Source organism: Mycolicibacterium sp. CBM1 (genome assembly GCF_054073305.1).
Map to the genome: position 1 here is coordinate 31,861 of NZ_JBSXPP010000016.1, position 25,842 is coordinate 57,702.

Below are 25,842 nucleotides of genomic sequence, written 5' to 3' on the forward strand. Positions count from 1 at the left end.
ACCCACGTCCGGACATCTGTAGGCTGTGTCGTAGCTCACATCCAGCTCACATCGGCAGCCCAGAGCGAGGAGCGGCACAGCGGTATGAGTCTTTACACGCCCATTTTGGTGTTGGGGATTATCGCGGCAGGTTTCGCGGTGGTGTCTGTGGTCATCGCGCTGGTGGTCGGTCCGCGACGGTTCAACCGGGCGAAGCTGGAGGCCTACGAGTGCGGGATCGAGCCGGTGGCGGGCGGCGCGGTCGGCCAGCGGTTCCCGGTGAAGTACTACCTGACCGCGATGTTGTTCATCGTGTTCGACATCGAGATCGTGTTCCTCTATCCGTGGGCGGTGACGTTCGACGCGCTGGGCACCTTCGCGCTGGTCGAAATGCTGATCTTCATGGCAACGGTTTTCGTTGCCTATGGGTATGTGTGGCGGCGAGGCGGCCTGGAATGGGATTAGAGGAACAGCTGCCGGGCGGCATCTTGCTGTCCACCGTGGAGAAGGTGGCCGGGTTTGTCCGCAAGGGTTCGTTGTGGCCGGCGACGTTCGGGTTGGCGTGTTGCGCCATCGAGATGATGGCGACCGCCGGACCACGCTTCGACATCGCCCGCTTCGGGATGGAGCGGTTCTCCGCAACCCCGCGCCAGGCCGATCTGATGATCGTGGCGGGTCGAGTGAGCCAGAAGATGGCGCCGGTGTTGCGACAGGTCTACGACCAGATGGCCGAGCCGAAGTGGGTGCTGGCCATGGGCGTGTGCGCCTCCAGCGGCGGAATGTTCAACAACTATGCGGTGGTCCAGGGCGTGGATCACGTGGTGCCGGTGGACATTTATCTGCCCGGCTGTCCGCCACGCCCGGAGATGTTGTTGCACGCCATTCTCGCGTTGCACGCCAAGATCGCACAGATGCCGCTGGGCGTACATCGCGCCGAGGCGGTCGCCGCCGCCGAGCAGGCCGCGCTGGCCGCCCCGACCACCCTGGAGCTCAAAGGACTGCTGCGGTGAACGACGGGGAGAGCATCGGTGTCCGGCGCGGCATGTTCGGCATCAACGGCAGCGGTGACACCTCGGGGTACGGTCGCCTGGTCCGCGAGGTCGCCCTGCCGGGAAGCTCTCCGCGGCCCTACGGCGGTTACTTCGACGAGGTCGTCGACCGGCTGGCCGAGGTGCTCGGCACCGGTACTTTCGAATCAGCCGTCGAACGGGTCGTGGTGTTCCGCAGCCAGCTGACGCTGGAAGTGCGGCGCGAGCACCTGATGGACACCGCACAAGCGTTGCGTGACGACGAGGCGCTGCGGTTCGAGTTGTGTTGCGGCGTCTCGGGTGTGCACTACCCGCAGGACACCGGCCGTGAGTTGCACGCGCTCTACCCGCTGATGTCGATCACACACAATCGGCGCGTCCAGGTGGAGACGACCTGCCCGGACGCCGATCCCCATGTGCCGTCGCTGTTTTCGGTGTACCCCACGTGCGACTGGCACGAGCGGGAGACCTACGACTTCTTCGGTATCGTCTTCGACGGGCATCCGGGTTTGACCCGCATCGAGATGCCCGACGACTGGGTCGGCCATCCGCAGCGCAAGGACTATCCGCTCGGCGGTGTACCCGTGGAATATCACGGTGCGCAGATCCCCCCGCCCGACCAGCGCCGGTCGTATCACTGATGGGCGAGGAGATGTCCGGTGGCGACGGCGTGATCGTCCTGGGCGGACAGGACTGGGACGAGATCGTCGCCGCCGCACGCCAGGGCGAGGCCGGTGAGCGGATCGTCGTCAACATGGGACCCCAGCATCCCTCCACCCACGGGGTTCTACGACTGATCCTGGAGATCGAGGGCGAGACGGTCACCGAGGCCCGCTGCGGAATCGGCTATCTGCACACCGGCATCGAGAAGAACCTCGAGTACCGCACCTGGACGCAGGGCGTCACCTTCGTCACCCGGATGGACTACCTATCGCCGTTCTTCAACGAGACCGCGTACTGCCTTGGAGTGGAACAACTTCTGGACGTCACCGAGCAGATCCCGCCCCGCGCCGCAGTGGTGCGGGTCATGCTGATGGAACTCAACCGGATCTCCAGCCATCTGGTGGCCCTGGCCACCGGCGGCATGGAGCTGGGGGCGATGACGCCGATGTTCTTCGGATTCCGGGAACGCGAACTGATCCTCAGCGTGTTCGAGGCCATCACCGGTCTGCGGATGAACAACTCCTACATCCGGCCCGGCGGGCTGGCCGCGGACCTGCCCGACGACGGCGCGCAGCGAGTTGCCGACCTGCTGAAGATCATGCCAGGCCGGTTGCGCGAGCTGGAAGACCTGTTGACCGAGAGCTACATCTGGAAGGCCCGCACCCAGGGCGTCGGCTACCTGGATCTGACCGGCTGCATGGCGCTGGGTATCACCGGCCCGGTGTTGCGCTCGACCGGCCTGCCGCACGATCTGCGCAAGAGCCAACCGTATTGCGGCTACGAGACTTACGACTTCGACGTCGTGACCGACACCGGCGCCGACTGCTACGGCCGCTACCTGATCCGCGTCGGTGAGATGCACCAGTCGCTGCGCATCGTCGAGCAGTGCCTGGAGCGGCTCGAGCCGGGACCGGTGATGATCGAGGACAAGAAGCTGGCCTGGCCCGCCGATCTCAAGCTCGGCCCCGACGGGCTGGGCAACTCTCCCGAGCACATCGCCAAGATCATGGGCACCTCGATGGAGGGGCTGATCCACCACTTCAAACTCGTCACCGAGGGCATCCGGGTGCCGGCCGGCCAGGTGTATGTCGCCGTGGAATCCCCGCGCGGGGAACTTGGCGTACACATGATCTCCGACGGCGGCACCCGCCCCTACCGGGTGCACTACCGAGACCCCAGCTTCACCAATCTGCAAGCGGTGGCCGCGATGTGCGAAGGCGGCATGGTCGCCGACGTCATCGCCGCCGTCGCCTCCATCGATCCGGTGATGGGAGGCGTGGACAGGTGAGAGCTCGATGACAATTGATTTGGTCCTAGGCCCCCGGCCGGAGGAACCCGGCCCCCCGATCGGCGGACGGGAGTCCTATCCCCCTGACGTCGAACAGCGCCTCGCCGCCGACGCCGCCGCCGTCGTCGCCCGCTATCCCCAGCCGCGTTCGGCACTGCTGCCGCTGCTGCACCTGGTGCAGTCCGAGGACGGCTACCTCACCACCGCAGGCGTCCGCTTCTGCGCAGCCCAACTGGGATTGGCCGAGGCGGAGGTCGCCGCGGTGGCTACCTTCTACTCGATGTACCGGCGCACCCCCACCGGCGACTATCTGGTCGGGGTCTGCACCAACACCCTGTGTGCGGTGATGGGCGGCGACGCGATCCTCGAGGTGTTGGAGGCCGAGCTGGCCCTCAGCGCAGGTGAGACGACCCCCGACGGGCGGATCACCCTGGAACACATCGAATGCAACGCGGCCTGCGACTACGCCCCGGTCGTCATGGTCAACTGGGAGTTCTTCGACAACCAAACACCGTCGAGCGCACGCCAACTCGTCGCAGACATTCGCACCGGACAGCGACCGCAAGCCACTCGCGGCGGCCAGGTCTGCCCGTTCCGGGAAACCGCACGCACGCTCGCGGGACTGCCGGGTGCGGCGGCCGGCGACGGCGGCGGACCGGGCACGGCGACGCTGGCCGGCCTGCGCATCGCCCACGAACGGGGCATGGCGGCGCCGCCCCGCCCGGACGGGGAGGCCCGATGACGCCCGCCACGCCATTGACGCCGGTGCTGAGCCGGTTCTGGGACGAACCCAAGCCATGGACGCTGCAGACCTACCTGCGCCACGACGGATACCAAGCCCTGCGTTCGGCATTGAGCATGAAGCCCGACGACGTCATCGCCACCGTCAAGGAATCCGGGCTGCGCGGCCGCGGCGGTGCGGGCTTCCCGACCGGGACGAAGTGGTCGTTCATCCCCCAGGACGCGACCGGCGCGGGGGCCAAACCCAAGTACCTGGTGGTCAACGCCGACGAGTCCGAACCCGGCACGTGCAAAGACATTCCGCTGATGCTGACCACGCCGCATTTCCTCGTCGAGGGCGCGATCATCGCCGCGTATGCCATTCGCGCGCGGCATGCGTTCATCTACGTGCGCGGTGAGGTCGTTCCGGTGTTGCGGCGGTTGCAAGCCGCGGTGGCCGAGGCCTATTCCGCGGGCTATCTGGGTACTGACATCCAGGGTTCGGGATTCGACCTGGACCTGATCGTGCATGCCGGAGCAGGCGCCTACATCTGCGGTGAGGAGACCGCACTGCTGGACTCGCTGGAAGGCCGGCGCGGCCAACCGCGGCTGCGTCCACCGTTTCCCGCGGTCGCCGGTCTGTACGCCAGTCCGACCGTGGTCAACAATGTCGAATCCATCGCCAGCGTCCCGCCGATCCTGCTCGGCGGAGTGGACTGGTTCAAGTCGATGGGCTCGGAGAAATCCCCCGGATTCACGCTGTATTCGCTGTCGGGACACGTCACCACCCCCGGTCAGTACGAAGCCCCGCTTGGCATCACCCTGCGCGAGTTGCTCGAGTATGCCGGCGGCGTCCGGACCGGTCACGAACTGAAATTCTGGACCCCGGGCGGGTCGTCGACCCCGTTGTTGACCGCCGAACACCTCGACGTGCCACTGGATTACGAGGGAATGGCCTCGGTCGGTTCGATGCTGGGCACCAAGGCGCTGCAGATCTTCGACGAGACCACCTGTGTGGTGCGCGCGGTGCGCCGCTGGACCCAGTTCTACGCCCACGAATCCTGCGGCAAGTGCACCCCGTGCCGGGAGGGCACCTATTGGCTCACCCAGATCTACGAGCGGCTCGAAACCGGCCGCGGCACCGAGGAAGACATCGCCAAACTCCTCGACATCTCCGACATCATCTTCGGAAAGTCGTTCTGCGCGTTGGGTGACGGGGCGGCATCGCCGATCATCTCCTCGATCAAGCACTTCCGCGCCGAATACGAAGCACATCTGGAGGGCAGTTGCCCGTTCGACCCGTACGCCTCGATGTTGGCCGCACCGGAAGGAGTGGGCGCATGACTCGTATTCCTTCCGCGACCAGACACAAACTTATAGTTTTGACGCTGATTTCGCATAAGTTTGTGTCTGCTCGCGGCAGAACTCGCGGCAAAGACGGGGTGCGGGTATGACGCAGACCTCGGACACCGGGACGCAGGACGCGCCGGCGGTGGAGATGGTCAGCCTGGTCATCGACGACGCCGAGGTGACGGTTCCCAAGGGCACGTTGGTAATTCGCGCCGCAGAGCTGATGGGGGTGCAGATCCCCCGATTCTGCGATCATCCGCTGCTCGATCCGGTCGGGGCGTGCCGGCAGTGTCTGGTGGAAGTCGAGGGCCAGCGCAAACCGATGGCATCGTGCACCATCACCGTCTCCGAAGGCATGGTGGTACGCACCCAGTTCACCTCGGCGGCGGCCGACAAAGCCCAGCACGGGGTCATGGAGCTGCTGTTGATCAACCACCCGCTGGACTGCCCGGTCTGCGACAAGGGCGGCGAGTGCCCGCTGCAGAACCAGGCGATGTCCAACGGCCGGGCCGAGACCCGCTTCACCGACGTCAAACGCACGTTCCCCAAGCCGATCAACCTGTCCGCGCAGGTTCTGTTGGACCGCGAGCGCTGCGTGCTGTGTGCCCGCTGCACCCGGTTCTCCGAACAGATCGCCGGCGATCCCTTCATCTCGCTGCTGGAACGTGGGGCACTGCAGCAGGTGGGCATCGCCGCGGGCGAGCCGTTCGATTCCTACTTCAGCGGCAACACCGTCCAGATCTGCCCGGTCGGGGCCCTGACCGGTGCGGCGTACCGATTCCGGGCCCGGCCGTTCGATCTGGTGTCGAGCCCGAGCGTGTGCGAGCACTGCGCCTGCGGCTGCGCCCAGCGCACCGACCACCGCCGCGGCGTGGTGCTGCGCCGGCTGGCCGGTGACGACCCCGAAGTCAACGAAGAATGGAACTGTGACAAGGGGCGCTGGGCCTTCACCTACCCCCGCGTCGGTGACCGGCTGACCACCCCTTTGCTACGCGACGAGACCGGCGCGCTGCGGCCCGCGTCCTGGTCGGAGGCCGTCGCGGTGGCCGCCGCGGGACTGTCCACCGGTCGAACCGGCGTCCTGGTGGGAGGCCGGGTCAGTGCCGAGGATGCCTACGCGTATTCGAAGTTCGCTCGCATCGCGCTCGGCACCAACGACATCGACTTCCGGTCCCGGCCGCACTCGCTGGAGGAGCAGGACTTTCTGGCGGCTCACGTCGCTGGCCGGCGCGACGTCACCTACACCGACGTGGAGGCAGCACCGCTGGTGGTGCTGGCCGGTTTCGAACCCGAGGACGAGTCCCCGATCGTGTTCCTGCGGTTGCGCAAGGCCGTCCGCAGACGGGGCCTGCCCGTCATCAGCATCGCACCGCTGGCCTCCCGCGGGTCGACCAAGCTTGCAGCGCAGGTGATCCTGACCACGCCCGGCACCGAGGCCGACGCGCTCGACGCACTGGCCGCCGACCTGCCGCCGGGGACCATCATCCTCGCCGGTGAACGGCTGGCCACCAGTCCGGGTGCGTTGTCGGCGGTTGCCCGGCTCGCCGCGAACACCGGCGCCCGGCTCGCGTGGATCCCCCGCCGCGCCGGCGACCGCGGCGCCGTCGAAGCCGGATGCCTGCCCAATCTGCTGCCCGGCGCCCGGCCGGTCACCGATCCCACCGCCCGCGAGCAGCTTTCGTCTTCCTGGAACGTCGACGAGCTGCCGGCCGAGCCCGGCCGCGATACCGTCGGCATCCTGGATGCCGCGGCCGCGGGCGACCTCGACGCATTGCTCATCGGTGGACTGGACCCCGCCGATCTGGCCGACCCGCACGCCGCGCTGGCCGCGATCGAGTCGGCGGATTTCGTGGTCAGCCTGGAACTGCGCGAGTCCGCGGTCACCGCACTGGCCGATGTCGTGTTCCCGGTCGCGCCGGTCGCCGAGAAGGCCGGCTCGTTCCTCAGCTGGGAGGGTCGGGTGCGCTCCTTCGCACCGGCCCTGTCCTCCAACGCATTTCCCGATCTACGGGTGCTGCAGATCATGGCCGACGAGCTCGGCGTGGACCTCGGCTTCCGCACCGCCGAGCAGGCCCGCCGCGAACTGAGTGAACTGGGGTTATGGGACGGCCACCGCCCGACGCCGCCGGGCACGCCCGCCACACCGCCGACTCTCGTGGAGCCCGGTGAGGCCGTGCTGGCCGGCTGGCGGCTGCTGTTGGACGACGGGCGGCTCCAGGACGGCGAGCCCCACCTGGCGGGCACCGCCCGCCGTGCGGTGGTGCGACTGTCCGCGGCCACCGCCGCCGGAATCGGTGCGGTCGACGCAGACCTGGTCAGTGTGTCCAGCGGCCGCGGCACGATCAGCCTGCCGCTGGTGATCGCAGACGTGCCCGACGGGGTGGTCTGGCTGCCGCTGAACTCGCCCGGCAGCGCGGTGCACCGGGAGCTCGCGCTCACCACCGGAGCAGTGGTGCGCATCGAGCGGGAGGCGACGCGGTGAGCTACCCGGACATGACGGTGTTCGGCCACGACCCGTGGTGGCTGGTGCTGGGCAAGGCGGTGGGCATCTTCGTCTTCCTTCTGCTGACAGTGCTGGTGGCGATTCTGCTCGAACGAAAAGTGCTGGGCCGCATGCAGATGCGCTACGGACCCAACCGGGTCGGACCGTTCGGGATCCTGCAGTCGCTGGCCGACGGGATCAAACTGGCCCTCAAGGAGGGGCTGGTTCCGGCCGGCGTCGACCGGCCGATCTACCTGATGGCGCCGGTCATCTCGGTGATCACCGCGATCCTGGGCTTCGCCGTGATGCCGCTAGGTCCGGTGGTTTCGGTGTTCGGGCACCGGACTCCGCTGCAGCTGACCGATCTGCCGGTGGCGGTGCTCTATGTGCTGGCGATCACCTCGATCGGGGTGTACGGAATCGTGCTGGCCGGCTGGTCGTCGGGGTCCACCTATCCCCTGCTCGGTGGCCTGCGGTCCACCGCCCAGGTGGTGTCCTACGAGACCGCGATGGCGCTGTGCTTCGCCGCGGTGTTCCTCTACTCCGGCACAATGTCGACCTCGGGCATCGTGGCCGCCCAGGAGAAGACCTGGTATGTGTTCCTGCTGCTCCCGTCGTTCGCGGTCTACCTGACCGCGATGGTTGGTGAGACCAACCGCGCACCGTTCGACCTGCCCGAGGCCGAAGGTGAACTCGTCGGCGGTTTCCACACCGAGTACAGCTCATTGAAGTTCGCCATGTTCTACCTCGCCGAGTACGTCAACATGACGACCGTCTCGGCGCTGGCCACCACGTTGTTCCTGGGGGGTTGGCATGCGCCGTGGCCGATCAGCCTGATTCCCGGGGCCAACACCGGCTGGTGGCCGTTGATCTGGTTCGTGGCCAAGGTGTGGGCGTTCCTGTTCCTGTTCATGTGGCTGCGCGCCACCCTGCCCCGGCTGCGCTACGACCAGTTCATGGCCCTGGGCTGGAAGCTGCTCATCCCGGTGTCGCTGGTGTGGATCGTGGTCGTCGCCCTGCTGCGCACCGCGAACCTGACCGGTGTGATGCCCGGCCTGATCGCCGCCCTGGCATTGCTGCTCGCCCTCGTCGCGGTCAACACGTTGCGGCACAGGCGGATCCGGCGGACGGTAGTCCCGACGCCACCTGCCGACGCTCGAGCGTTCCCGATCCCCGCGCTGCCGGTAACCCCGACAGTCCGCCCCGCAGTCAGCAAGGAGACAGCCGATGCCTAAGTTCCTGGATGCGGTCAAGGGTTTCGGCGTGACGTTCTCGACGATGTTCAAGCGGCCGATCACCGAGGAGTACCCGGAGAAGCCGGGTCCGGTGGCGCCGCGCTACCACGGCCGCCACCAACTCAACCGCTACCCCGACGGCCTGGAGAAGTGCATCGGCTGTGAGCTGTGCGCCTGGGCCTGCCCCGCCGATGCCATCTACGTGGAGGGTGCGGACAACACCGAGACCGAACGCTATTCACCCGGTGAGCGCTACGGGCGGGTGTACCAGATCAACTATCTGCGCTGCATCGGCTGCGGGCTGTGTATCGAGGCCTGCCCCACCCGTGCGCTGACCATGACCAACATCTACGAACTCGCCGACGACAACCGCTCCGACCTGATCTACGACAAAGACAAGTTGCTGGCTCCCCTGACGCCCGGCATGACGGCGCCGCCGCACCCGATGGCGCCTGGGCTGTCCGACGACGACTACTACCTCGGGCAGGTGCCGGGCGGGCTGCGACAGGCCGGGGAGGTGACCCGATGACCGTCGCACTGCTGGCCGCCGAAACCCTCACCCGCACCTCCACTGCCGAGGCGGTGGCGTTCTGGATCCTCGCCGCCGTCGCGGTGACCGGCGCAGTCGGGGTGGTCGCGGCACCCAAGGCGGTGTACGGGGCGATCTTCCTGGCGACGACGATGATCGCCCTGGCCCTGATGTACGTGGCGCAGGACGCGCTGTTCCTCGGAGTCGTGCAGGTGGTGGTCTACACCGGTGCGGTGATGATGTTGTTCCTGTTCGTCTTGATGCTCATCGGCGTAGATTCCTCGGAGTCGCTGACCGAAACCATTCGGGGCCAACGCTGGGCGGCCGGGGTGGCCGGAGTCGGCTTCGGCATCCTGCTGATCGCCGGGATCGGCAGCGCTGCCACAACGGGTTTCACCGGGCTGGCCGCGGCCAACGAGGGCGGCAACGTCCAAGGTCTGGCGATGCTGATCTTCACCCGCGACCTGTGGGCGTTCGAGTTGACCAGTGCACTGTTGATCACCGCGGCGCTGGGCGCGATGGTGCTGGCGCACCGGGAACGCTTCGAGCGGCGAAAGACCCAGCGCGAGTTGGTCGTCGAGCGGTTCCAAACCGGGGCGCGCGCCACCCCGCTGCCCAACCCCGGTGTCTATGCCCGCCACAACGCCGTCGACACCATGGCCCGGCTACCCGACGGCTCCCGGGAGCGGTCCTCGGTGAGCACCATCCTGCACCGCGACGAGACCGGGGACGATCAGCGATGAACCCGGGCAACTACCTGTACCTGTCGGCGCTGCTATTCACCATCGGTGCGGCCGGGGTTCTGCTGCGGCGCAACGCCATCGTGATGTTCATGTGCGTCGAGCTCATGCTCAACGCTGCCAACCTCGCATTCGTCACCTTCTCGCGTATGCACGGACACCTCGACGGTCAGGTGGTCGCGTTCTTCACCATGGTGGTGGCCGCCTGCGAGGTGGTCGTCGGACTGGCGATCATCATGACCATCTTCCGGACCCGACGCTCGGCGAACGTCGACGACGCCCACCTGCTGCGGCATTGAACGGCACCGGGATGCAGACACTTCTCTTTCTGACCGTGGCCCTGCCGCTGGCCGGTGCGGTGGTGCTCCTGTTGGGCGGGAAAGCCACCGACGCGTGGGGCCACCTGCTGGCCTGCGCCGCCGTCCTCGGCGCCTTCACCTGTGGTGCGGTGCTGTTCACCCATCTGCTCGGGCTGCCCGCCGAGCGGCGAGCCGTGCACGAGGTGTTGTTCTCCTGGGTACCGGTCGGGGTGCTCAAGGTGGACTTCGGCCTGCAACTCGACGCGCTGTCGGTGTGTTTCGTGCTCCTCATCACCGGAGTGGGTGCGCTGATCCACATCTACTCCATCGGCTACATGGCCCATGACCCCGGCCGCCGTAGGTTTTTCGCCTATCTCAACCTGTTCGTCGCCGCCATGCTGCTGCTCGTTCTCGCCGACAACTACCTCGGCCTGTACACGGGTTGGGAGGGCGTCGGTCTGGCGTCCTATTTGTTGATCGGGTTCTGGTCGCACAAGCCGTCGGCGGCAACCGCGGCCAAGAAGGCGTTCGTGGTCAACCGGGTCGGCGACATGGGGCTGGCGATCGCCCTGATGGTGCTGTTCGCCACCGTCGGATCGGTCACGTTCAGCACCGTCTTCGCCGCCGTCCCCGCCATGGGCGACGGGGTGTTGACCGCGGTCGGATTGCTGCTGCTGCTCGGCGCATGCGGCAAGAGCGCCCAAGTGCCGCTGCAGTCCTGGCTCGGTGACGCCATGGAGGGCCCCACCCCGGTCTCGGCCCTGATCCACGCGGCCACCATGGTCACCGCCGGGGTGTACCTGATCGTGCGGTCCGGGCCGGTGTTCACCGCGGCGCCGGCCGCGCAGGCCGCCGTGGTGACCGTAGGAGCGGTCACGCTGTTGTTCGGAGCGATCATCGGCTGCGCCAAGGACGACATCAAGAAGGCCCTCGCCGCCTCGACGATGTCCCAGATCGGCTACATGGTGCTCGCCGCCGGCCTGGGCCCGGCCGGCTACGCGGTGGCCATCCTGCACCTGCTCACCCACGGCTTCTTCAAGGCCGGGCTATTCCTCGGTGCAGGCTCGGTGATGCACGCCATGGGCGACGAGACCGACATGCGCCGCTACGGCGAGCTGCGCAAGGTCCTGCCCATCACGTTCGTGACCTTCGGGCTGGGGTACCTCGCGATCATCGGTGTGCCGCCGTTCGCCGGGTTCTTCTCCAAGGACGCCATCATCGAAACCGCCTTCAATTCGGGAGGTTTGAGGGGTTGGGTGCTTGGCGGCGCGGCCCTGCTGGGGGCGGGTATCACCGCCTTCTACATGACCCGCGTCATGCTGCTCACCTTCTTCGGCCGGGCTCGCTGGACCGAGAAGGCCACCGAAACCTACCCGCACGAATCACCGGCGTCCATGACCGCGCCCATGATCGTCCTGGCGCTGGGTTCCGTCGGCGCCGGCGCCCTGCTCACGATCGGTCACACCCTGGCACGCTGGCTCGAGCCCGTGGTCGGCAGCCACGAGTCCGAACACGTCGTGCCCGCCTGGATGATGACGACCACCGCGCTGGGCGTCGTCGCCATCGGTGTCGCGGTGGCCTACCGCCAATACGCCAACCACAACGTGGCCAGCGAAGCCCCGCGAGACGTCTCCGCGCTCACCGTGGCGGCCCGCCGCGACCTCTACGGCGACGCCGTCAACGAGGCCGTGTTCATGCGCGGCGGTCAGGAGTTCACCAAAGGCCTTGTCATCGTGGATGAGAAGGCGATCGAGGGGGTCACCCAGGGCCTGGCGCGCGCCGTCGGCCGGGGATCGCAGCGGTTGGCTCAACTGCAGACCGGTTTCGCCCGCTCCTATGCCCTGTCCATGCTGGCCGGTACGGCGCTGGTGATCGCCGTCGTCCTGTTCACGGCGTGGCAGTGACTGCCATGACAACCGTGCCGTTGCTGACCGTCCTGTGGGCGATCCCCGTCGCGGGGGCCGCCCTGATCATCGTGCTGCCCGCCTCGCTGCGCCAGTTCGCCAAATACGCCGGCCTGGCCGTCTCGCTGGCGGTGCTCGTCGTAGCTGTGTTGCTTGCGGCGAGGTTCGACCCAGGCGGTGCACAGTTCCAGTTCGTCGAAAACCACCCGTGGATACCGTCGTTCGGGACGGGCTACGTGCTCGGCGTGGACGGGATCGCGCTGGCACTGGTGGTACTCACCGCGGTGCTGGTGCCGCTGCTGCTGATCGCCGGCTGGCACGACGCCGACGAGCGGCCGGGGTTGTCCGGCCGCGGACCGCACAGCTACATCGCCCTGATGCTGGCTGTCGAGGGCATGGTGCTCATGTCGCTGGTGGCGCTGGACATCTTGCTGTTTTACGTCTTCTTCGAAGCCATGTTGATCCCGATGTACTTCCTCATCGGCGGATTCGGGGGAGGAAACCGGGCCCAGTCGAATGTCGCCGGCTCCGCGGCTCCGGCGGCTGCGGTGAAGTTCCTGCTGTACAACCTGTTCGGTGGGCTGATCATGCTGGCCGCCGTCATCGGGCTCTATGTGGTGACCGCCGCCAGCACGGTTTTCGACGCGGGCACGTTCGACTTCCGCGCGATCGCCGCCGCAGTGGCCGACGGGTCGTTCACCATTCAGCCCGGCATCGCCAACGCACTCTTCGGTGGCTTCATGTTCGCGTTCGCGGTGAAGGCTCCGCTGTGGCCGTTCCACCGATGGCTGCCCGACGCCGCCGTCCAGGCCACGCCGGCGTCGGCGGTGCTGATGATGGCGGTGATGGACAAGGTCGGAACCTTCGGCATGCTGCGGTACTGCCTGCCGTTGTTCCCCGACTCGGCCACCCTGTTCCGGCCGATCGTCATCGCGCTGGCGGTCGTGGGCATCGTCTACGGCGCCGTCCTGGCCATCGGGCAGACCGACGTCATGCGGCTCATCGCCTACACCTCGATCAGCCACTTCGGGTTCATCATCCTGGGCATCTTCGCGATGACCAGCCAAGGCCAGGCCGGCTCCACCCTCTACATGGTCAACCACGGGATCTCCACCGCCGCACTGTTCCTGATCGCCGGGTTCCTGGTCAGCCGCCGCGGCACCCGCGCCATCGCTGCCTACGGCGGAGTTCAAAAGGTCGCGCCCGTGCTCGCCGGCACCTTCCTGGTAGCCGGCCTGGCCACCCTGTCGCTCCCCGGCCTGGCGCCGTTCATCAGTGAGTTCCTGGTCCTTATCGGCACATTCACCCGCTACCCGGTGTTCGCCGTCATCGCCTCGACCGCGCTGGTGCTCTCGGCGGTCTACGTGCTGTGGCTCTACCAGCGGATGATGACCGGCCCGGTGACCGACGGCAACGAGCAGGTCCGCGACCTCGGCAAGCGCGAACTGCTGGTGGTGGCGCCGCTCATCGCCCTGCTGATCGGGCTCGGCATCTATCCCAAGATCGCACTCGACGTCATCAACCCGGCGGTCACCGCCACCCTGACCTCGATCCATGAGCCCGACCCGGCGCCCACGCTCGCAGAGGGAGCCCACCCATGACCCCGCCGAGCATCGAATACACCCAGCTCTCGCCAATGCTGATCGTGCTCGGCACCGCCGTCGCCGGGGTGGTCGCCGAGGCGTTCCTGCCACGTAAGAGCCGCTACCCCACCCAGGTCGCGCTGAGCCTCACCGGACTGGTGGCCGCGTTCGTGGCGGTCGTCCTACTGGCCCGTGACCTGCGCGGCGGGCTGGGCCAGTCCGCGGTGTCCGGTGCCGTCGTCCTCGACCGGCCCGCGCTGTTCCTGCAGGGCACCATCCTGCTCATCGGTGTGCTCGGGGTGCTGTTGATCGCCGAACGACGCGCCCCCGTCGAATATGACGACAGCGCAGTCGCTCTGGACGCCTTCACCGCCGACGCTTCGACGGTCCCGGGCAGCGTGGCCGAGAAGATCGCCACCAAGGCCGCGCTGGTGCAGACCGAGGTCTTCCCACTGACGATGTTCGCCGTCGGCGGCATGATGTTGTTCCCGGCTGCCGGTGATCTGCTGACCATGTTCATCGCGCTTGAGGTGTTCTCGCTGCCGCTGTACCTGATGTGCGGCCTGGCCCGGCGCCGCCGGCTGTTGTCCCAGGAAGCTGCCCTGAAATACTTTCTGCTGGGTTCCTTCTCGTCGGCGTTCTTCCTCTACGGCATCGCCCTGCTCTACGGCTTCGCCGGCACCCTGAGCCTGACCGGCATCGCCGCCGCCACCCGCACCGAAACCGACGACACCACCCTGGCACTGGTCGGCGCCGCCCTGCTCACCGTCGGTGTGTTGTTCAAAGTCGGTGCCGTGCCGTTCCATTCCTGGATACCCGATGTCTACCAGGGTGCCCCCACCCCGATCACGGCGTTCATGGCCGCCGCCACCAAGGTCGCCGCCTTCGGTGCGATGCTGCGCATCTTCTACGTCGCCGTTGCCGGCCTGGCCCATGACTGGCGACCCGCACTGTGGGTGGTGGCGATCCTGACCATGGTGGTTGGCACCGTGACCGCGGTGACGCAGACCGATGTGAAACGAATGCTCGCGTATTCGGCTGTGGCGCATGCCGGCTTCATTCTGGTCGGCGTGATCGCCGCCAATCCGGCCGGCCTGTCGGGGACGCTGTTCTACCTGTTCGCCTACGCCTTCTCCACCCTGGGTGCCTTCGCGGTGGTGAGTGTGGTCCGCGACGCGGCCGGCGCCGAAGAGACGGACATGGCGCGCTGGGCAGGCCTGGGCCGGCGTTATCCCCTGGTGGGGGTGGTGTTCTCGCTGTTCCTGCTGGCCTTCGCCGGCATCCCGCTCACCAGTGGGTTCGTCAGCAAGTTCGCGGTGTTCAAGGCCGCCGGCCAAGGCGGGGCGATCCCACTGGTCATCGTTGGTGTGATGGCCTCGGCCGTGGCCGCCTACTTCTACGTGCGGGTCATCGTGTTGATGTTCTTCACCGAGCCGCCCGAGGACGCCCCCGAGGTCGTCACGCCCAGTGCGCTGAGCGTCGCGACCATCACGCTGACCGCGGCGATCACCTTCGCCTTGGGTGCATTGCCCCAGCCGCTGCTCGACCTCGCCGACAGTGCGGCTAGATTCCTGACTTGATGATCCTTCTCAGCGACGACCACGGCATGGTCCGGGTCTTGACGATGAACCGGCCCGCGGTGCGAAACGCGTTGAGCACCGAGCTGTTCGAGGCACTTTACGCCGCACTGGGCGCGGCAGACGCCGACGACGCAGTCCGTGCCGTGGTGCTCACCGGTACCGACCCGGCGTTCTGCGCCGGCGTCGACCTCAAGCAGGCGCAGAATCTGGGCCGCGATTACTTCGCCCGGTTCGACAAGATGAACTGCATGGACGCGATCGCCGGCCTGCGCAAGCCGGTGATCGCCGCGATCAACGGCGCGACGTTCACCGGCGGTTTGGAGATCGCGCTGGCGTGTGACTTCATGATCGCCTCACAACGGGCGTATTTCGCCGACACCCATGCCCGGGTCGGCATCCTGCCCGGCGGCGGTATGACCGCTCGGCTGCCGCAGGTGGTGGGATCGGCGATGGCACGACGGCTGTCGATGACCGGCGAGGTGGTCGACGCCGCGCGCGCCGAGCAGATCGGGTTGGTCACCGAAGTCGTTGCCCACGAACACCTTCTACCGCGCGCACTGGAACTCGCCAGCCAGATCGCGGAGGTGCCGGCCGTGACCATGGCCGGGCTGACAGAGATCTACCGCAGCGGAAGCGCGGCCGTCACCGATCCTGCGCTGGCAGCTGAACGCACGGTGGCCGCGACGGCCTCCGTGGATCTGGGCGGTCTGGCCGCGCGCCAGCGTGAAGTCGCCGACCGCAACAGGCAGCAGATCGGTCCGAGTTAGGCCGATAGCAGCGGCCCGTCACCGATGAGCTACCCCAGCGCCGATGCGGTGTCGGTGAACGGGGCGAAGCTGCCGTCGAGCACTTCGAGGTGGCCGACGGTGCGGCCGGTGACCTCAGCGGCGTCCACCAAAGTGAGCTCCACGACTGCGCGGGCGAACTCGTCTTCGGTTGAAACGCTGGCGAATTCGCTGCGGTAGTACGACAGTCCCGGGGTCTGAATCGGGCGCGACGGCGCGAGTGCGTTGACGGCGATGTTGTGCCGTTGCAGATCGAAGGCGGCGCACGAGGTCAGGTGTTCCAGCGCCGCCTTGGATCCGCCGTAACCCGGCAGTACGCCGCCGTCGAAGTTTCGGTACGGCCCGTCGCCGGGCACCCGCGAGGCTACCGATGTCACGTTGACGACCGAACCGACGCCGGCCTCGACCATGTCCGGGCAGACCAGCTGCATCAGCTCATACGGGGCGAACACCCCGATCTCGAAGTGCCTGCGGTAGGCACCCACCGGAATGGTGAGAAAGCCCGGCCAATCGGTGTTGCCAGTGCTCGATTTGTTCACCGGGGCCACCTTCTTCGGCGGCGCGCCCAGCCTCGGCGGTCGCCCGGGCGCGGTGAAGGCGGCGTTGTTGACCAGGATGGTGATGGGCCCGAGCGCTTCGCGTGCCTGGTCGACCAACCGCGGGAGGTCGTCGCGGTCGAGCAGGTCGGCCTGGATGGCGACGGCGCGGCCGCCGGCCGATTCGATGGCCGCGACGGTCTCGCCGATGGTGCCGGGCAGCCGCTCGTCCCACTGCTGCTCGGTGCGCGCCACCACCGCCACCGCGGCGCCCTCGGCCGCCAGCGCCAGGGCCGTCGCCCGGCCAAGCCCGCGGCTGGCGCCGGTGACGATGGCGGTGCGGCCTGCCAGTCGTGCTGTCATCGCGTCATCCTCCGTGTCATCGCAAGGTCACAGGGCCACACCGTGTACCAGGATGGCCGTCGTCTGGTCGACCCAGCTGTCGTCCACGGCGTCCTCGGGGTACAGCAACAACCGCATCATCGTCACACCACCGATCAGTTCGATGAGGCGGTCGGGGTTGACGTCGGGATGCACCTCGCGACAGTGCACCGCCTCGACCAGACGATCGCGCACCGTGGCGAACAGCCCGGTGAACCTGGCCAGCACGCGCGCGTTGAGCGCGGGGTCGGCGCCCATGTCGGCGATCAGCCCGGGCAGGGCCGCCCGCACCACCGGGCTGGTGAACACGTCGCGGGTGGAGGCCAGCATGGCGCGTACGTCGGCGGCGATGTCACCCGCCGGGGCGAGCAGCGCGGTGGGCGTGACCGGGAAGGCCGCCTCGTGCACTAACTCGGCCTTGCTCGACCAGCGCCGGTACAGCGCGGTCTTGGTCGTGCCGGCGCGTTCGGCGACGGCCGCCAAAGTCAGATTGGGATAACCGATTTCGACAAGCAGCTCCGCAGTAGCGAGCAGTATGGCAGCGTCGATACGCGGATCGCGGGGACGCCCGGCGGTCCCGGCCTTGTCAACCGATGATGGGTCTGCTTTCATAACGCTACCCACCGTATCGTAATAGGGTTGGAGGACAAAGGTGACCAACCAACCGAACGTCGACGTCGACGTCGACGTCGACGTCGACCGGCTACAGCGCTCCGGCCGTGACGTGAGCACCATTCCAGGCGTGCTGTCGAAATGGCTGTCCACGGTGATGCCCGACGGCGTCACGCCCGAGGTGACCGTCGAAAGCGGCATCGACTCCAACGGCATGTCCTCGGAGACCATCATCCTCACCGGCCGCTGGGAGCGAGACGGCACACCCGTCGAGCAGAAATGGGTCGCCCGGGTGGCCCCCACCCAGCAGGACGTTCCGGTATTCATCACCTACCGGATGGACCACCAGTTCGACGTCATCCGGTTGGTGGAGGAACTGACCGACGTTCCGGTGCCGAAGGTGCGGTGGATCGACGCCGCCGGCGACGTCCTCGGCAGCCCGTTCTTCCTGATGGATCACGTCGAGGGCGTCGTGCCGCCCGACGTGATGCCGTATACGTTCGGCGGGAACTGGTTCGCCGACGCGACGCCCGAGCAGCAGCGCGCCCTGCAGGACGCGACGATCGAGATCCTGGCCAAGCTGCACTCGATCCCCGACGCGGCCGACACATTCGACTTCCTCGCCCAGGCCCAGCCGGCCGGCGATACCCCGTTGCGCCGGCAACTGAATTGGCTCAAGGGCTGGTACGAGTTCGCGGTGCCCGACATCGGGCGCTCACCGCTGGTCGAGAACGCACTGGGCTGGCTGGAGGAAAACTTCCCGGCCGACGTCGCGGCCGGCGAGCCGGTGCTGGCGTGGGGCGACTCGCGCGTCGGCAATGTGCTCTACGAGGACTTCCGCCCCGTCGCCGTGCTGGATTGGGAGATGGCGACGCTGGGCCCGCGGGAGCTGGACGTCGCATGGATCATCTTCGCGCACATGGTTTTCCAGGAACTCGCGGGCTTAGCCGGCATGCCGGGCCTGCCGGAGGTGATGCGCGAGCAGGACGTGCGCGACACCTACCAGAAGCTGACCGGCGTCGAGCTCGGTGACCTGACCTGGTTCTACGTGTACTCCGGGGTGATCTGGTGCTGTGTGTTCATGCGCACCGGCGCGCGACGGGTGCACTTCGGTGAGATCGAGAAGCCAGAGGACGTCGAGTCGATGTTCTACCACGCCGGGCTGCTGCGCCGGTTGATTGAGGATCCGGCGGGCAGGAGCGCAGCGCCCCGGGGAAACAAGGAGGCCTGAGGCCCATGCTCGGACCGCTCGACGAATACCCCGTCCACCAGGCGCCGCTACCGATCGCCTCGCCGAGCTCCTCGGACCGGAACTTCTACGACCGCAGCTATTTCAACGCCCACGACCGCACCGGTGACATCTTCCTGATCACCGGTATCGGGTACTACCCGAATCTCGGGGTGAAGGACGCGTACGTGCTGGTGCGCCAGGGCGACTCGCAGACTGCGGTGCACCTGTCCGACTCGATCGACCAGGACCGGCTCAACCAGCACGTCGGCGCCTATCGCGTCGAGGTCGTCGATCCGCTGCAGACCGTGCGGATCGTGATGGACGAAACCGAAGGAATGGCAGTCGATCTCACCTGGCGCGGATTGTTCCCGGTGGTCCAGGAGCAGCCACACATCATGCGGCAGGGCAACCGGGTCACCTTGGACGCCCAGCGGTTCGCCCAATTGGGTTCATGGGAAGGTCATCTCGTCATCGACGGGCGAGAGATCGCCGTCGACCCGTCGGTGTGGATCGGCAGCCGCGACCGGTCCTGGGGCATCCGCCCGATCGGTGAGGCCGAACCCGCCGGGCGGCCGGCCGACCCACCATTCGAGGGCATGTGGTGGCTGTACGTCCCGATGGCGTTCGAGGACTTCGCGATCGTCCTCATCATCCAGGAGGCGCCCGACGGTTTCCGCTCGCTCAACGACTGCACGCGGATCTGGCGCGACGGCCGCGTCGAGCAGCTGGGCTGGCCGCGGGTCAAGATCCACTACCGCTCGGGCACCCGCATCCCCACCGGCGCCACCATCGAGGCCACCGATTCCGCCGGCGCGGCACTGCGTTTCGACGTGGAGTCCAAACTTCCGGTGCCCATCCACGTCGGCGGCGGTTACGGCGGTGACTCGGACTGGATCCATGGGATGTGGAAGGGCGATAGGTTCACCGAACGGCTCACGTACGACATGAACGATCCGGCGATTATCGGCCGCGCGGCGTTCGGGGTGATCGACCACGTCGGGCGGGCGGTCTGCCACGACGGCGGGTCCTCAGCCGAGGGGTGGGGCTTGTTCGAACACGGCGCGCTGGGGCGGCACGACCCGTCGGGCTTCACCGATTGGCTGACGGTCGCACCCTGATTGCCCCCGATACCCGCCCGTTCGTGCACCGAGGTCGGGGACTATGGACCCATGGGTTACGACGTAGTGGTGATCGGCGCGGGCTTCGCGGGCCTGACCGCCGCCCGTGAACTGACCAGAAGCGGCTTCCACACCGTGGTGCTGGAGGGCCGCGACCGCGTCGGCGGACGTTCGGACACCGCGACACTGGCCGGTGTGCCCGTCGATCTCGGCGGCACCTTCGTCGGCCCGACCCAGGACGCGGTGCTCACGCTGGCCGCCGAACTCGGCTGCGCCACCACACCGACCTACCACCAGGGCGCCAACCTGATCCGCTGGCGGGGCAAGGTCCGCTCCTACCGCGGCACCATCCCGCGGCTGTCGCTGCTCACCCTGCTCGACATCGGCCGCATTCAGTGGCAGGTCGAACGGCTCGGCCGAGACGTCGACATCCGCCGGCCCTGGGCGTCGCCGAAGGCGAAGAAGCTCGACGCGGTGACGCTGGCGCAGTGGCTGCACTCGGTCGGTGCCAGCCGGGCATCCCACGATCTGCTGGCGATCATGGCCAGGGTGACCTGGGGCGCCGAACCCGACGAGCTCTCGATGCTGCACGTGGTGCGCTACATCAAGGCTGCGGGTGGGCTGGACCGCCTGCTCGACGTCGTCGGTGGCGCTCAGCAGGACCACTTCCCCGGCGGCACCCAGCAGATCGCCGAGACGATGGCCGCCGAGCTCGGCGACCGGGTGCGCCTGGGCGCCGTGGTGTCCCGGATCGAATGGTCCGAGGACGCGGTCGCCGTCGCCTCGTCGACGCCGGTGGTGGAGGCCCGCCGCGCCGTGCTGGCGATCCCCCCGGCCCACCGGCTGGGCATCGACATCGCCCCGCCACCGCCGATCGGTTACCAGCAACTCGCCCAGCGGTGGCCGCAGGGCGCGCTGAGCAAGGCCTATGCCGCCTATCCCCGGCCGTTCTGGCGCGAGCGCGGGCTGTCCGGGCAGTCGTTGTCCGATCAGGGTCCGGTCTTCATCACCTTCGACATCAGCCCCGGCGACGACGGTCCCGGGATCCTGCTCGGGTTCGTCGACTCCCGCGGCTTCGATGCGCTGGATCCCGAGCAGCGCCGCCGGCATGCGATCGACGGCTTCACCGCATTGTTCGGCCCGGACGCCGAGAGCCCGATCGACTACCTCGACCAGTGCTGGGGCGCAGAGACATTCGCGCCCGGCGGCCCCACGGCAGCGGTACCACCGGGCATGTGGACCGAGTTCGGTCCGCTGCTGCGCAGGCCGGTCGGGCCGCTGCACTGGGCCGGCACCGAGACCGCCGACGAATGGACGGGCTTCCTGGACGGGGCGGTCCGCTCCGGGCTGCGGGTGGCCGCAGAGGTCGCCGCCACGCTCAGGAGCTGATGCGCTGGGCGCTCACCGTCTCCACGAGCGCCCGCAGGTGCCCGTTGACCGCTTCGGGGTGTTCCAGGATCGCGCAGTGACCGCCGGGCATCTCGACCAGCTCGACCAGGTTGGGGGCGGCCGCGGCGATCTTGCGGGCCTGACACATCGGCAGCAGCCGGTCCTGGGTACTGCCGATGACCAGGGTCGGCACCGTCAAACCGCTGAGGTCGATGTGCTTCTTCCCCATCTGCTCGACGAGCACCCGCGCCCATGCGCCGCGCCCGGCGGCGGGGGTGGCGGCGAACAGGTCGTGGACGAAGTCGGCCACCGACGGATCGGCCTGCGCGCCGACGGCCATCATCGCCACGAACCGGCGGCTGCCGGGCTGGGCGCCGCGGATCAGCGGGGCCCCGCCGAAGGTCTGGATCATCCGGCGCGCAGCCAGTGACCGGCCGCCGGCCAGCAGGCGCGGCACCCGCAGCAGGTTGATCTCCTCGAGCAGGTCACCGGTGGTCGTGTTGATCAGAGCGACGGCGTCCGCGCGACGTTCGACGCGGTGGCGATAGCGATCCGACCACGAGCTGATAGCGATGCCGCCCATCGAATGACCGGCGATGACGGCCCGCTCCCCGGGGCGCAGCGTGGCCGACAGCACCGCGTCGAGGTCGCCGGCCAGGTGGCCGAGGCTGTAACCGGAGCGGGGCGGCAAGCCGGAGCGGCCGTGGCCGCGGTGGTCGTAGGCGATGACCCGATAGTCGCGGGAGAGATCGTTGATCTGCTCGTGCCAGACCCGCAGGGCACAGGTGATGCCGTGGGCCAGCACGATGGGATAGCCGTCGTCCGGGCCGAAGACCTCGGCGTGCAGGCGGGTGCCGTCGGCGGCGCGAACATCGACCATCCGGCTCCGGGGCAGCTTGGGACCGCTGATGACGGCCGTCCTGGACGCTGACATGGCCCACTCCTCGCTCAGTGTGGCGACCCTGCCGCACCGGAGTTTCAGATTAACCCGCACCTGGGGATTCGACTGGAGGACGGCACGGGTCGTTACCGCACCGGGACCCTCTCTAGGATGGCCCGGTGACCGAGCACGCGTTCTCCGCGCCGGAGCGCCGCGCGGTATATCGGGTGATCAACGAACGCCGGGATATGCGCCGGTTCGTCCCCGGACAGCCGCTGTCTGAGCCGGTTCTGGCGCGATTGCTGGCCGCGGCCCACGCCGCGCCCAGCGTGGGGCTGATGCAGCCGTGGCGGTTCATCCGCATCACCGACGAAAATCTGAGGGGGGCCATCCACGCCCTGGTCGACGAGGAACGCCGGCGCACCGCGGACGCGCTGGGCGATCGGGGTGACGAGTTCCTGGCGTTGAAGGTCGAAGGCGTCCGGGACTGCGCCGAATTGCTGGTGGTGGCCCTCGGCGACGGCCGCGACGCCCATATCTTCGGTCGGCGCACCATGCCGCACATGGACCTGGCCTCGGTGTCGTGCGCCATTCAGAATCTGTGGCTGGCGGCACGCGCCGAAGGTCTCGGCATGGGCTGGGTGTCGATCTTCGATCCGCGCCGGCTGGGTGAATTGCTGGGCATGCCGACGGGCGCCGAACCGGTGGCCATTCTGTGCCTCGGTCCGGTGCCCGACTTCCCCGACCGACCCGCGCTGGAGATCGACGAGTGGACGTTCGGACGGCCGCTGAACGAGTTCGTCAGCGAAAACTGTTGGGATTAGCCGACGTTCGCGCAACCCACGTAGGGGATGCAACCACTGGCGCCACCCGGACCTGCCGATCCGCTCGGGCCGTTCGGGATGACGCCGCTGGCGCCGCCGGGACCTGCACTGCCGGCGGGGCCGCCGGGGATGACGCCGGCCGCGCCGTCGGGACCGGCGGTGGCCACCGGGCACGGGCTGCCGTCGGGGTTGACGCAACCGGGCGGTGCCGGCTCTGCTGTTGCCAGCGGTGCGAATGCGACAGCCGTGGCCGCAGCACCGGCGAGGAAACCTGAGGTGAGAGAGATCTTCTTCAGTGCCATGCCATTGCTGTACCCTCCGCGCCGCAAAAAAACTCATCCCAGCTGCCCCGAGTGCATCGATGTTCGGTCCGGCCCGAACACGTGTAGGCTTGGCACAGGTTGACTTTCCAGCCGCGGTATTCGTCGCAGGCGTGCGGTGTGCTCTGCACCCGCTATGCGAGCCTCTCGGGCGCGTCCCACACAGCGTGTGTATTTCCTCCTAAACCTCATCGGAGTCATCGCCATGACTTGTTCCAACCCGAGTACGCCGGTGACCGGCCGAGCCGGTCCCCGCAACCTCGACAGCACTGACCAGAGCGCAAATCGCCTGCAGCTCTTCACCGAATGGTGTAACAGCACCGACGTGCGGATCACCGCGGTGGGCCATATCGACATGTCGACCGCTCACCGGTTCAGTGACTACGTCTTCCGGCGCGCGGGCAACTGCCGTCAACTCACCCTCGATCTGAGCCAGGTCAGTTTCTTTGACTGCGCGGCCTTTTCCGCGCTCTGCCACATCGACGACCGATGCCACATGGCAGAGGTCGCCTGGACGGTGCACCCGTCCGACTGCGTTTCCCGGGTTGTGGAGATCTGCGATCCGCTTGACCGGCTCCCGCTCTCGACCACCGCCGAAGCCGCCTGAACACCCACTTCCACCGAAGGGATCTGTCATGGATCAGCTTTTCTCGCACCCCGTCCAGCCCGAGCCTGTCGTGACCGAAAACGAGCAGTCCTCGGCACCCGTAGAGAACCCGGTGTTCTCCGACCGCCAGATCACGGGTGCTTCTTAGGCCCCTTACCCGGCCCGTGACCCGGGCCGGGCGGCGTGTCCGCCTGAACCGGCTCGGAACTCGGCACGGGAGCCGGCGGTACCACCGTCGGCGATGACTCCGCCGTGCTGGCGACGACCGGTTCCTGCGCAGGCGCCGACGCCGGCGGATCGCTGGCCAGCGCCAGCACGGAGACGACCAGAGCCACCAACGCCAGGGCCCCGAACACCGCCCTGCGTGCGGTGGGCCGCCGGTGCCGGCGCGGCGGCGGCACCACGTACGGGGCTGACGCGACGGGATGTTCCAGCACCTTGGTCGGCGGCCGCGACACGGCAGCCGGACCGATTAACGCCTGCCGATCACCGGCCAGGGCCGCCCGCATCTGATCGGCACTGGCAAAGCGCTGCAACGGGTTTCGAGTCATTGCTCGATCGACGACGGCGGCAAGAATCGGGTCGACGTCGGAGCGGACCGCGGCGACGGGCGGCAGCGTGGTGTTCATGATCGCGCCGGCCATAGCCGCGGCATCGTCGTGCCGGAACGCCGGCCGGCCCACTAGCGCCTCGTACGCCATCAGACCCACCGCATAGAGATCGTCACCCACCGACGCCGGCTCGCCGGCGAGCCGTTGCGGGCTCAGGTAGCTCATCGTGCCGACGATCTGCCCGGTCGTCGTGTGCGCGGTGCCGACAGTCTTAGCAATGCCGAAATCGGCGACCTTCATGGCGTCGCCCGTCGCGGAGACCAGGATGTTGCCCGGTTTGACGTCGCGGTGCAGCATCCCGGCGTTGTGCGCCGCGCCCAACCCGGCGAGGACGTCGTCGAGCATGGACCGGACATGCTGGACCGGCATGGGACCGGCGCCGATCAGGTCTGCCAGCGTGCGCCCCGGTAGACGCTCGAGCACGATGAACGGGTTGCCCCGGTGCTCGCCGAAGTCGTAGACGGCGACGATATTGGGATGGGACAGGCTGGCCGCCGAGCGGGCCTCGTCTTCGAAGCGACGCCGGAAGTGAGCTTCGCAGCTCAGCGCCGGATGGAGCAGCTTGACAGCAACCTGCCTGGTCAGCCGGGTGTCCCAGCCGTCGCGGACTTCTGCCATGCCGCCGCGGCCGAGAACCCCGAAGAGCGCATAGCGACCCAGGACCAATTCGCGGCCGATCATCTGGTGTCCGTAGCCCGAACCGCAGCGGCGCAAACCCGGACGGGTCGAATAGTCAGACGATTGTGGAGTCACCGCTCCCATGCCGAGCCGGTCATCACAACGCTTAGTTCCTGCCATGCTCTCTGCGGCGAAAGGAACGGTATGAAGTTCGCGCAGTCGAGCAGGTTGTCCAGCCTCTCGCACGAGATGCCGGGCCCGATCGGGGAGCATGCCACGCGGTTCGAGGCGGAGGGGCACGCCGTGGTGCGGCTCGACACCGGCGATCCGTATCCATTCGGGTTCGACTCACCCAGACCCGGGATGGTGTTGAGCGCGCCCCCGCGGGAGGCGCGATGGTCGACGGCGTAGTCGACTACTCGTGGACGTACCACGGAACTGCGCCTGTCATGACCCCCGTCTAGTCGGTCTAACTGGCCCGAACCCTAATGCAGTCGGACCCCGTTCGAGGGGTCTTGAGGTGGCGGACAAGCCGTTCGGCGAGCTCACC

26 protein-coding genes are annotated in these 25,842 nt (G+C 67.8%); 21 read left to right on the forward strand and 5 right to left on the reverse strand.

Annotated features, from left to right (window positions below; all coding sequences use genetic code 11):
* Positions 1 to 84 precede the first annotated feature (84 nt).
* The 15 genes from ACXDF8_RS19930 to ACXDF8_RS20000 all read left to right on the forward strand — a co-directional run bounded on the left by ACXDF8_RS19930 (position 85) and on the right by ACXDF8_RS20000 (position 16,147).
* Positions 85 to 444, forward strand: a complete 360-nt coding sequence (locus ACXDF8_RS19930) for an NADH-quinone oxidoreductase subunit A (RefSeq protein WP_078020355.1) — start codon at positions 85 to 87, stop codon at positions 442 to 444.
* The gene (locus ACXDF8_RS19935) at positions 435 to 989 is read left to right on the forward strand and encodes a NuoB/complex I 20 kDa subunit family protein (protein ID WP_457225010.1); all 555 of its coding nucleotides are present in this window, start codon (positions 435 to 437) and stop codon (positions 987 to 989) included. Before ACXDF8_RS19930 ends, ACXDF8_RS19935 begins: the two co-directional genes overlap by 10 nt.
* On the forward strand, positions 986 to 1,648 hold the full coding sequence (locus ACXDF8_RS19940; protein WP_457225011.1) for an NADH-quinone oxidoreductase subunit C: 663 nt from the start codon (positions 986 to 988) through the stop codon (positions 1,646 to 1,648). The genes ACXDF8_RS19935 and ACXDF8_RS19940 overlap by 4 nt, the downstream gene beginning before the upstream one ends.
* Positions 1,648 to 2,958: an NADH dehydrogenase (quinone) subunit D gene (nuoD, locus tag ACXDF8_RS19945; protein WP_457225012.1), complete on the forward strand. Its 1,311-nt coding sequence runs from the start codon at positions 1,648 to 1,650 to the stop codon at positions 2,956 to 2,958. The genes ACXDF8_RS19940 and nuoD overlap by 1 nt, the downstream gene beginning before the upstream one ends.
* Before the next feature lie 7 nt (positions 2,959 to 2,965).
* Complete coding sequence (gene nuoE / locus ACXDF8_RS19950) at positions 2,966 to 3,700, forward strand: NADH-quinone oxidoreductase subunit NuoE (protein ID WP_457225013.1); 735 nt, start codon at positions 2,966 to 2,968, stop codon at positions 3,698 to 3,700.
* Positions 3,697 to 5,022 carry an NADH-quinone oxidoreductase subunit NuoF gene (nuoF, locus tag ACXDF8_RS19955; protein WP_457225014.1) on the forward strand — a complete coding sequence of 442 codons (1,326 nt, stop codon included), beginning with the start codon at positions 3,697 to 3,699 and terminating at the stop codon, positions 5,020 to 5,022. Before nuoE ends, nuoF begins: the two co-directional genes overlap by 4 nt.
* 106 nt (positions 5,023 to 5,128) lie before the next feature.
* Entirely contained in the window at positions 5,129 to 7,510 is a 2,382-nt protein-coding gene (locus tag ACXDF8_RS19960; protein ID WP_457225015.1) for an NADH-quinone oxidoreductase subunit G, read from the forward strand.
* Positions 7,507 to 8,745: an NADH-quinone oxidoreductase subunit NuoH gene (gene nuoH / locus ACXDF8_RS19965; RefSeq protein ID WP_457225016.1), complete on the forward strand. Its 1,239-nt coding sequence runs from the start codon at positions 7,507 to 7,509 to the stop codon at positions 8,743 to 8,745. The genes ACXDF8_RS19960 and nuoH overlap by 4 nt, the downstream gene beginning before the upstream one ends.
* The gene (gene nuoI, locus ACXDF8_RS19970) at positions 8,738 to 9,274 is read left to right on the forward strand and encodes an NADH-quinone oxidoreductase subunit NuoI (RefSeq protein WP_457225017.1); all 537 of its coding nucleotides are present in this window, start codon (positions 8,738 to 8,740) and stop codon (positions 9,272 to 9,274) included. The genes nuoH and nuoI overlap by 8 nt, the downstream gene beginning before the upstream one ends.
* Positions 9,271 to 10,017, forward strand: coding sequence for an NADH-quinone oxidoreductase subunit J (locus ACXDF8_RS19975; RefSeq protein WP_457225018.1), 747 nt, complete (start codon positions 9,271 to 9,273; stop codon positions 10,015 to 10,017). The genes nuoI and ACXDF8_RS19975 overlap by 4 nt, the downstream gene beginning before the upstream one ends.
* Positions 10,014 to 10,313 carry an NADH-quinone oxidoreductase subunit NuoK gene (nuoK, locus tag ACXDF8_RS19980; RefSeq protein WP_078020092.1) on the forward strand — a complete coding sequence of 100 codons (300 nt, stop codon included), beginning with the start codon at positions 10,014 to 10,016 and terminating at the stop codon, positions 10,311 to 10,313. Before ACXDF8_RS19975 ends, nuoK begins: the two co-directional genes overlap by 4 nt.
* An 11-nt stretch (positions 10,314 to 10,324) precedes the next feature.
* Complete coding sequence (nuoL, locus tag ACXDF8_RS19985) at positions 10,325 to 12,217, forward strand: NADH-quinone oxidoreductase subunit L (RefSeq protein WP_457225019.1); 1,893 nt, start codon at positions 10,325 to 10,327, stop codon at positions 12,215 to 12,217.
* A 5-nt stretch (positions 12,218 to 12,222) separates the two neighbouring features.
* Positions 12,223 to 13,818 carry an NADH-quinone oxidoreductase subunit M gene (locus ACXDF8_RS19990; RefSeq protein WP_457225020.1) on the forward strand — a complete coding sequence of 532 codons (1,596 nt, stop codon included), beginning with the start codon at positions 12,223 to 12,225 and terminating at the stop codon, positions 13,816 to 13,818.
* On the forward strand, positions 13,815 to 15,380 hold the full coding sequence (gene nuoN, locus ACXDF8_RS19995) for an NADH-quinone oxidoreductase subunit NuoN (RefSeq protein ID WP_457225021.1): 1,566 nt from the start codon (positions 13,815 to 13,817) through the stop codon (positions 15,378 to 15,380). Before ACXDF8_RS19990 ends, nuoN begins: the two co-directional genes overlap by 4 nt.
* Positions 15,380 to 16,147 (forward strand): enoyl-CoA hydratase, encoded by a 768-nt coding sequence (locus ACXDF8_RS20000; protein WP_457225022.1) that lies wholly within the window; start codon positions 15,380 to 15,382, stop codon positions 16,145 to 16,147. Before nuoN ends, ACXDF8_RS20000 begins: the two co-directional genes overlap by 1 nt.
* A 29-nt stretch (positions 16,148 to 16,176) precedes the next feature.
* Here the strand turns inward: ACXDF8_RS20000 and ACXDF8_RS20005 are convergent, their stop codons facing one another.
* Positions 16,177 to 17,064, reverse strand: coding sequence for an SDR family NAD(P)-dependent oxidoreductase (locus ACXDF8_RS20005; protein WP_457225023.1), 888 nt, complete (start codon positions 17,062 to 17,064; stop codon positions 16,177 to 16,179).
* A 27-nt stretch (positions 17,065 to 17,091) separates the two neighbouring features.
* A complete protein-coding gene (locus ACXDF8_RS20010) occupies positions 17,092 to 17,694 on the reverse strand; it encodes a TetR/AcrR family transcriptional regulator C-terminal ligand-binding domain-containing protein (RefSeq protein WP_457225024.1) in 603 nt (200 codons plus the stop codon).
* Positions 17,695 to 17,734: 40 nt separating this feature from the next.
* Here ACXDF8_RS20010 and ACXDF8_RS20015 point away from each other — a divergent pair, with 40 nt between their 5' ends.
* The 3 genes from ACXDF8_RS20015 to ACXDF8_RS20025 are packed head-to-tail and all read left to right on the forward strand — an operon-like array spanning position 17,735 to position 21,432.
* The gene (locus ACXDF8_RS20015) at positions 17,735 to 18,925 is read left to right on the forward strand and encodes a phosphotransferase family protein (RefSeq protein WP_457225025.1); all 1,191 of its coding nucleotides are present in this window, start codon (positions 17,735 to 17,737) and stop codon (positions 18,923 to 18,925) included.
* A 5-nt stretch (positions 18,926 to 18,930) separates the two neighbouring features.
* Positions 18,931 to 20,043, forward strand: coding sequence for an Rv3169 family protein (locus ACXDF8_RS20020; protein WP_457225026.1), 1,113 nt, complete (start codon positions 18,931 to 18,933; stop codon positions 20,041 to 20,043).
* A gap of 51 nt (positions 20,044 to 20,094) precedes the next feature.
* The gene (locus tag ACXDF8_RS20025; protein WP_457225027.1) at positions 20,095 to 21,432 is read left to right on the forward strand and encodes a flavin monoamine oxidase family protein; all 1,338 of its coding nucleotides are present in this window, start codon (positions 20,095 to 20,097) and stop codon (positions 21,430 to 21,432) included.
* Here ACXDF8_RS20025 and ACXDF8_RS20030 read toward each other — a convergent pair.
* A complete protein-coding gene (locus tag ACXDF8_RS20030) occupies positions 21,422 to 22,366 on the reverse strand; it encodes an alpha/beta fold hydrolase (RefSeq protein ID WP_457225028.1) in 945 nt (314 codons plus the stop codon). The two genes, ACXDF8_RS20025 and ACXDF8_RS20030, sit on opposite strands and share 11 nt — an antisense overlap.
* Before the next feature lie 125 nt (positions 22,367 to 22,491).
* On the opposite strand from ACXDF8_RS20030, the gene bluB reads away from it, so the two are divergent.
* Positions 22,492 to 23,136: a 5,6-dimethylbenzimidazole synthase gene (gene bluB / locus ACXDF8_RS20035; protein ID WP_457225029.1), complete on the forward strand. Its 645-nt coding sequence runs from the start codon at positions 22,492 to 22,494 to the stop codon at positions 23,134 to 23,136.
* On the opposite strand, the gene ACXDF8_RS20040 is transcribed toward bluB, so the two are convergent.
* The gene (locus ACXDF8_RS20040) at positions 23,133 to 23,438 is read right to left on the reverse strand and encodes a hypothetical protein (protein WP_457225030.1); all 306 of its coding nucleotides are present in this window, start codon (positions 23,436 to 23,438) and stop codon (positions 23,133 to 23,135) included. The two genes, bluB and ACXDF8_RS20040, sit on opposite strands and share 4 nt — an antisense overlap.
* Positions 23,439 to 23,661: 223 nt before the next feature.
* Here ACXDF8_RS20040 and ACXDF8_RS20045 point away from each other — a divergent pair, with 223 nt between their 5' ends.
* Complete coding sequence (locus ACXDF8_RS20045) at positions 23,662 to 24,063, forward strand: STAS domain-containing protein (RefSeq protein ID WP_457225031.1); 402 nt, start codon at positions 23,662 to 23,664, stop codon at positions 24,061 to 24,063.
* Positions 24,064 to 24,194: 131 nt separating this feature from the next.
* On the opposite strand, the gene ACXDF8_RS20050 is transcribed toward ACXDF8_RS20045, so the two are convergent.
* Positions 24,195 to 25,355 carry a serine/threonine-protein kinase gene (locus ACXDF8_RS20050; RefSeq protein WP_457225032.1) on the reverse strand — a complete coding sequence of 387 codons (1,161 nt, stop codon included), beginning with the start codon at positions 25,353 to 25,355 and terminating at the stop codon, positions 24,195 to 24,197.
* A gap of 141 nt (positions 25,356 to 25,496) precedes the next feature.
* Between ACXDF8_RS20050 and ACXDF8_RS20055 the strand changes: the two genes are divergently transcribed.
* The gene (locus tag ACXDF8_RS20055) at positions 25,497 to 25,703 is read left to right on the forward strand and encodes a hypothetical protein (RefSeq protein WP_457225033.1); all 207 of its coding nucleotides are present in this window, start codon (positions 25,497 to 25,499) and stop codon (positions 25,701 to 25,703) included.
* The last annotated feature ends 139 nt before the right edge of the window (positions 25,704 to 25,842 follow it).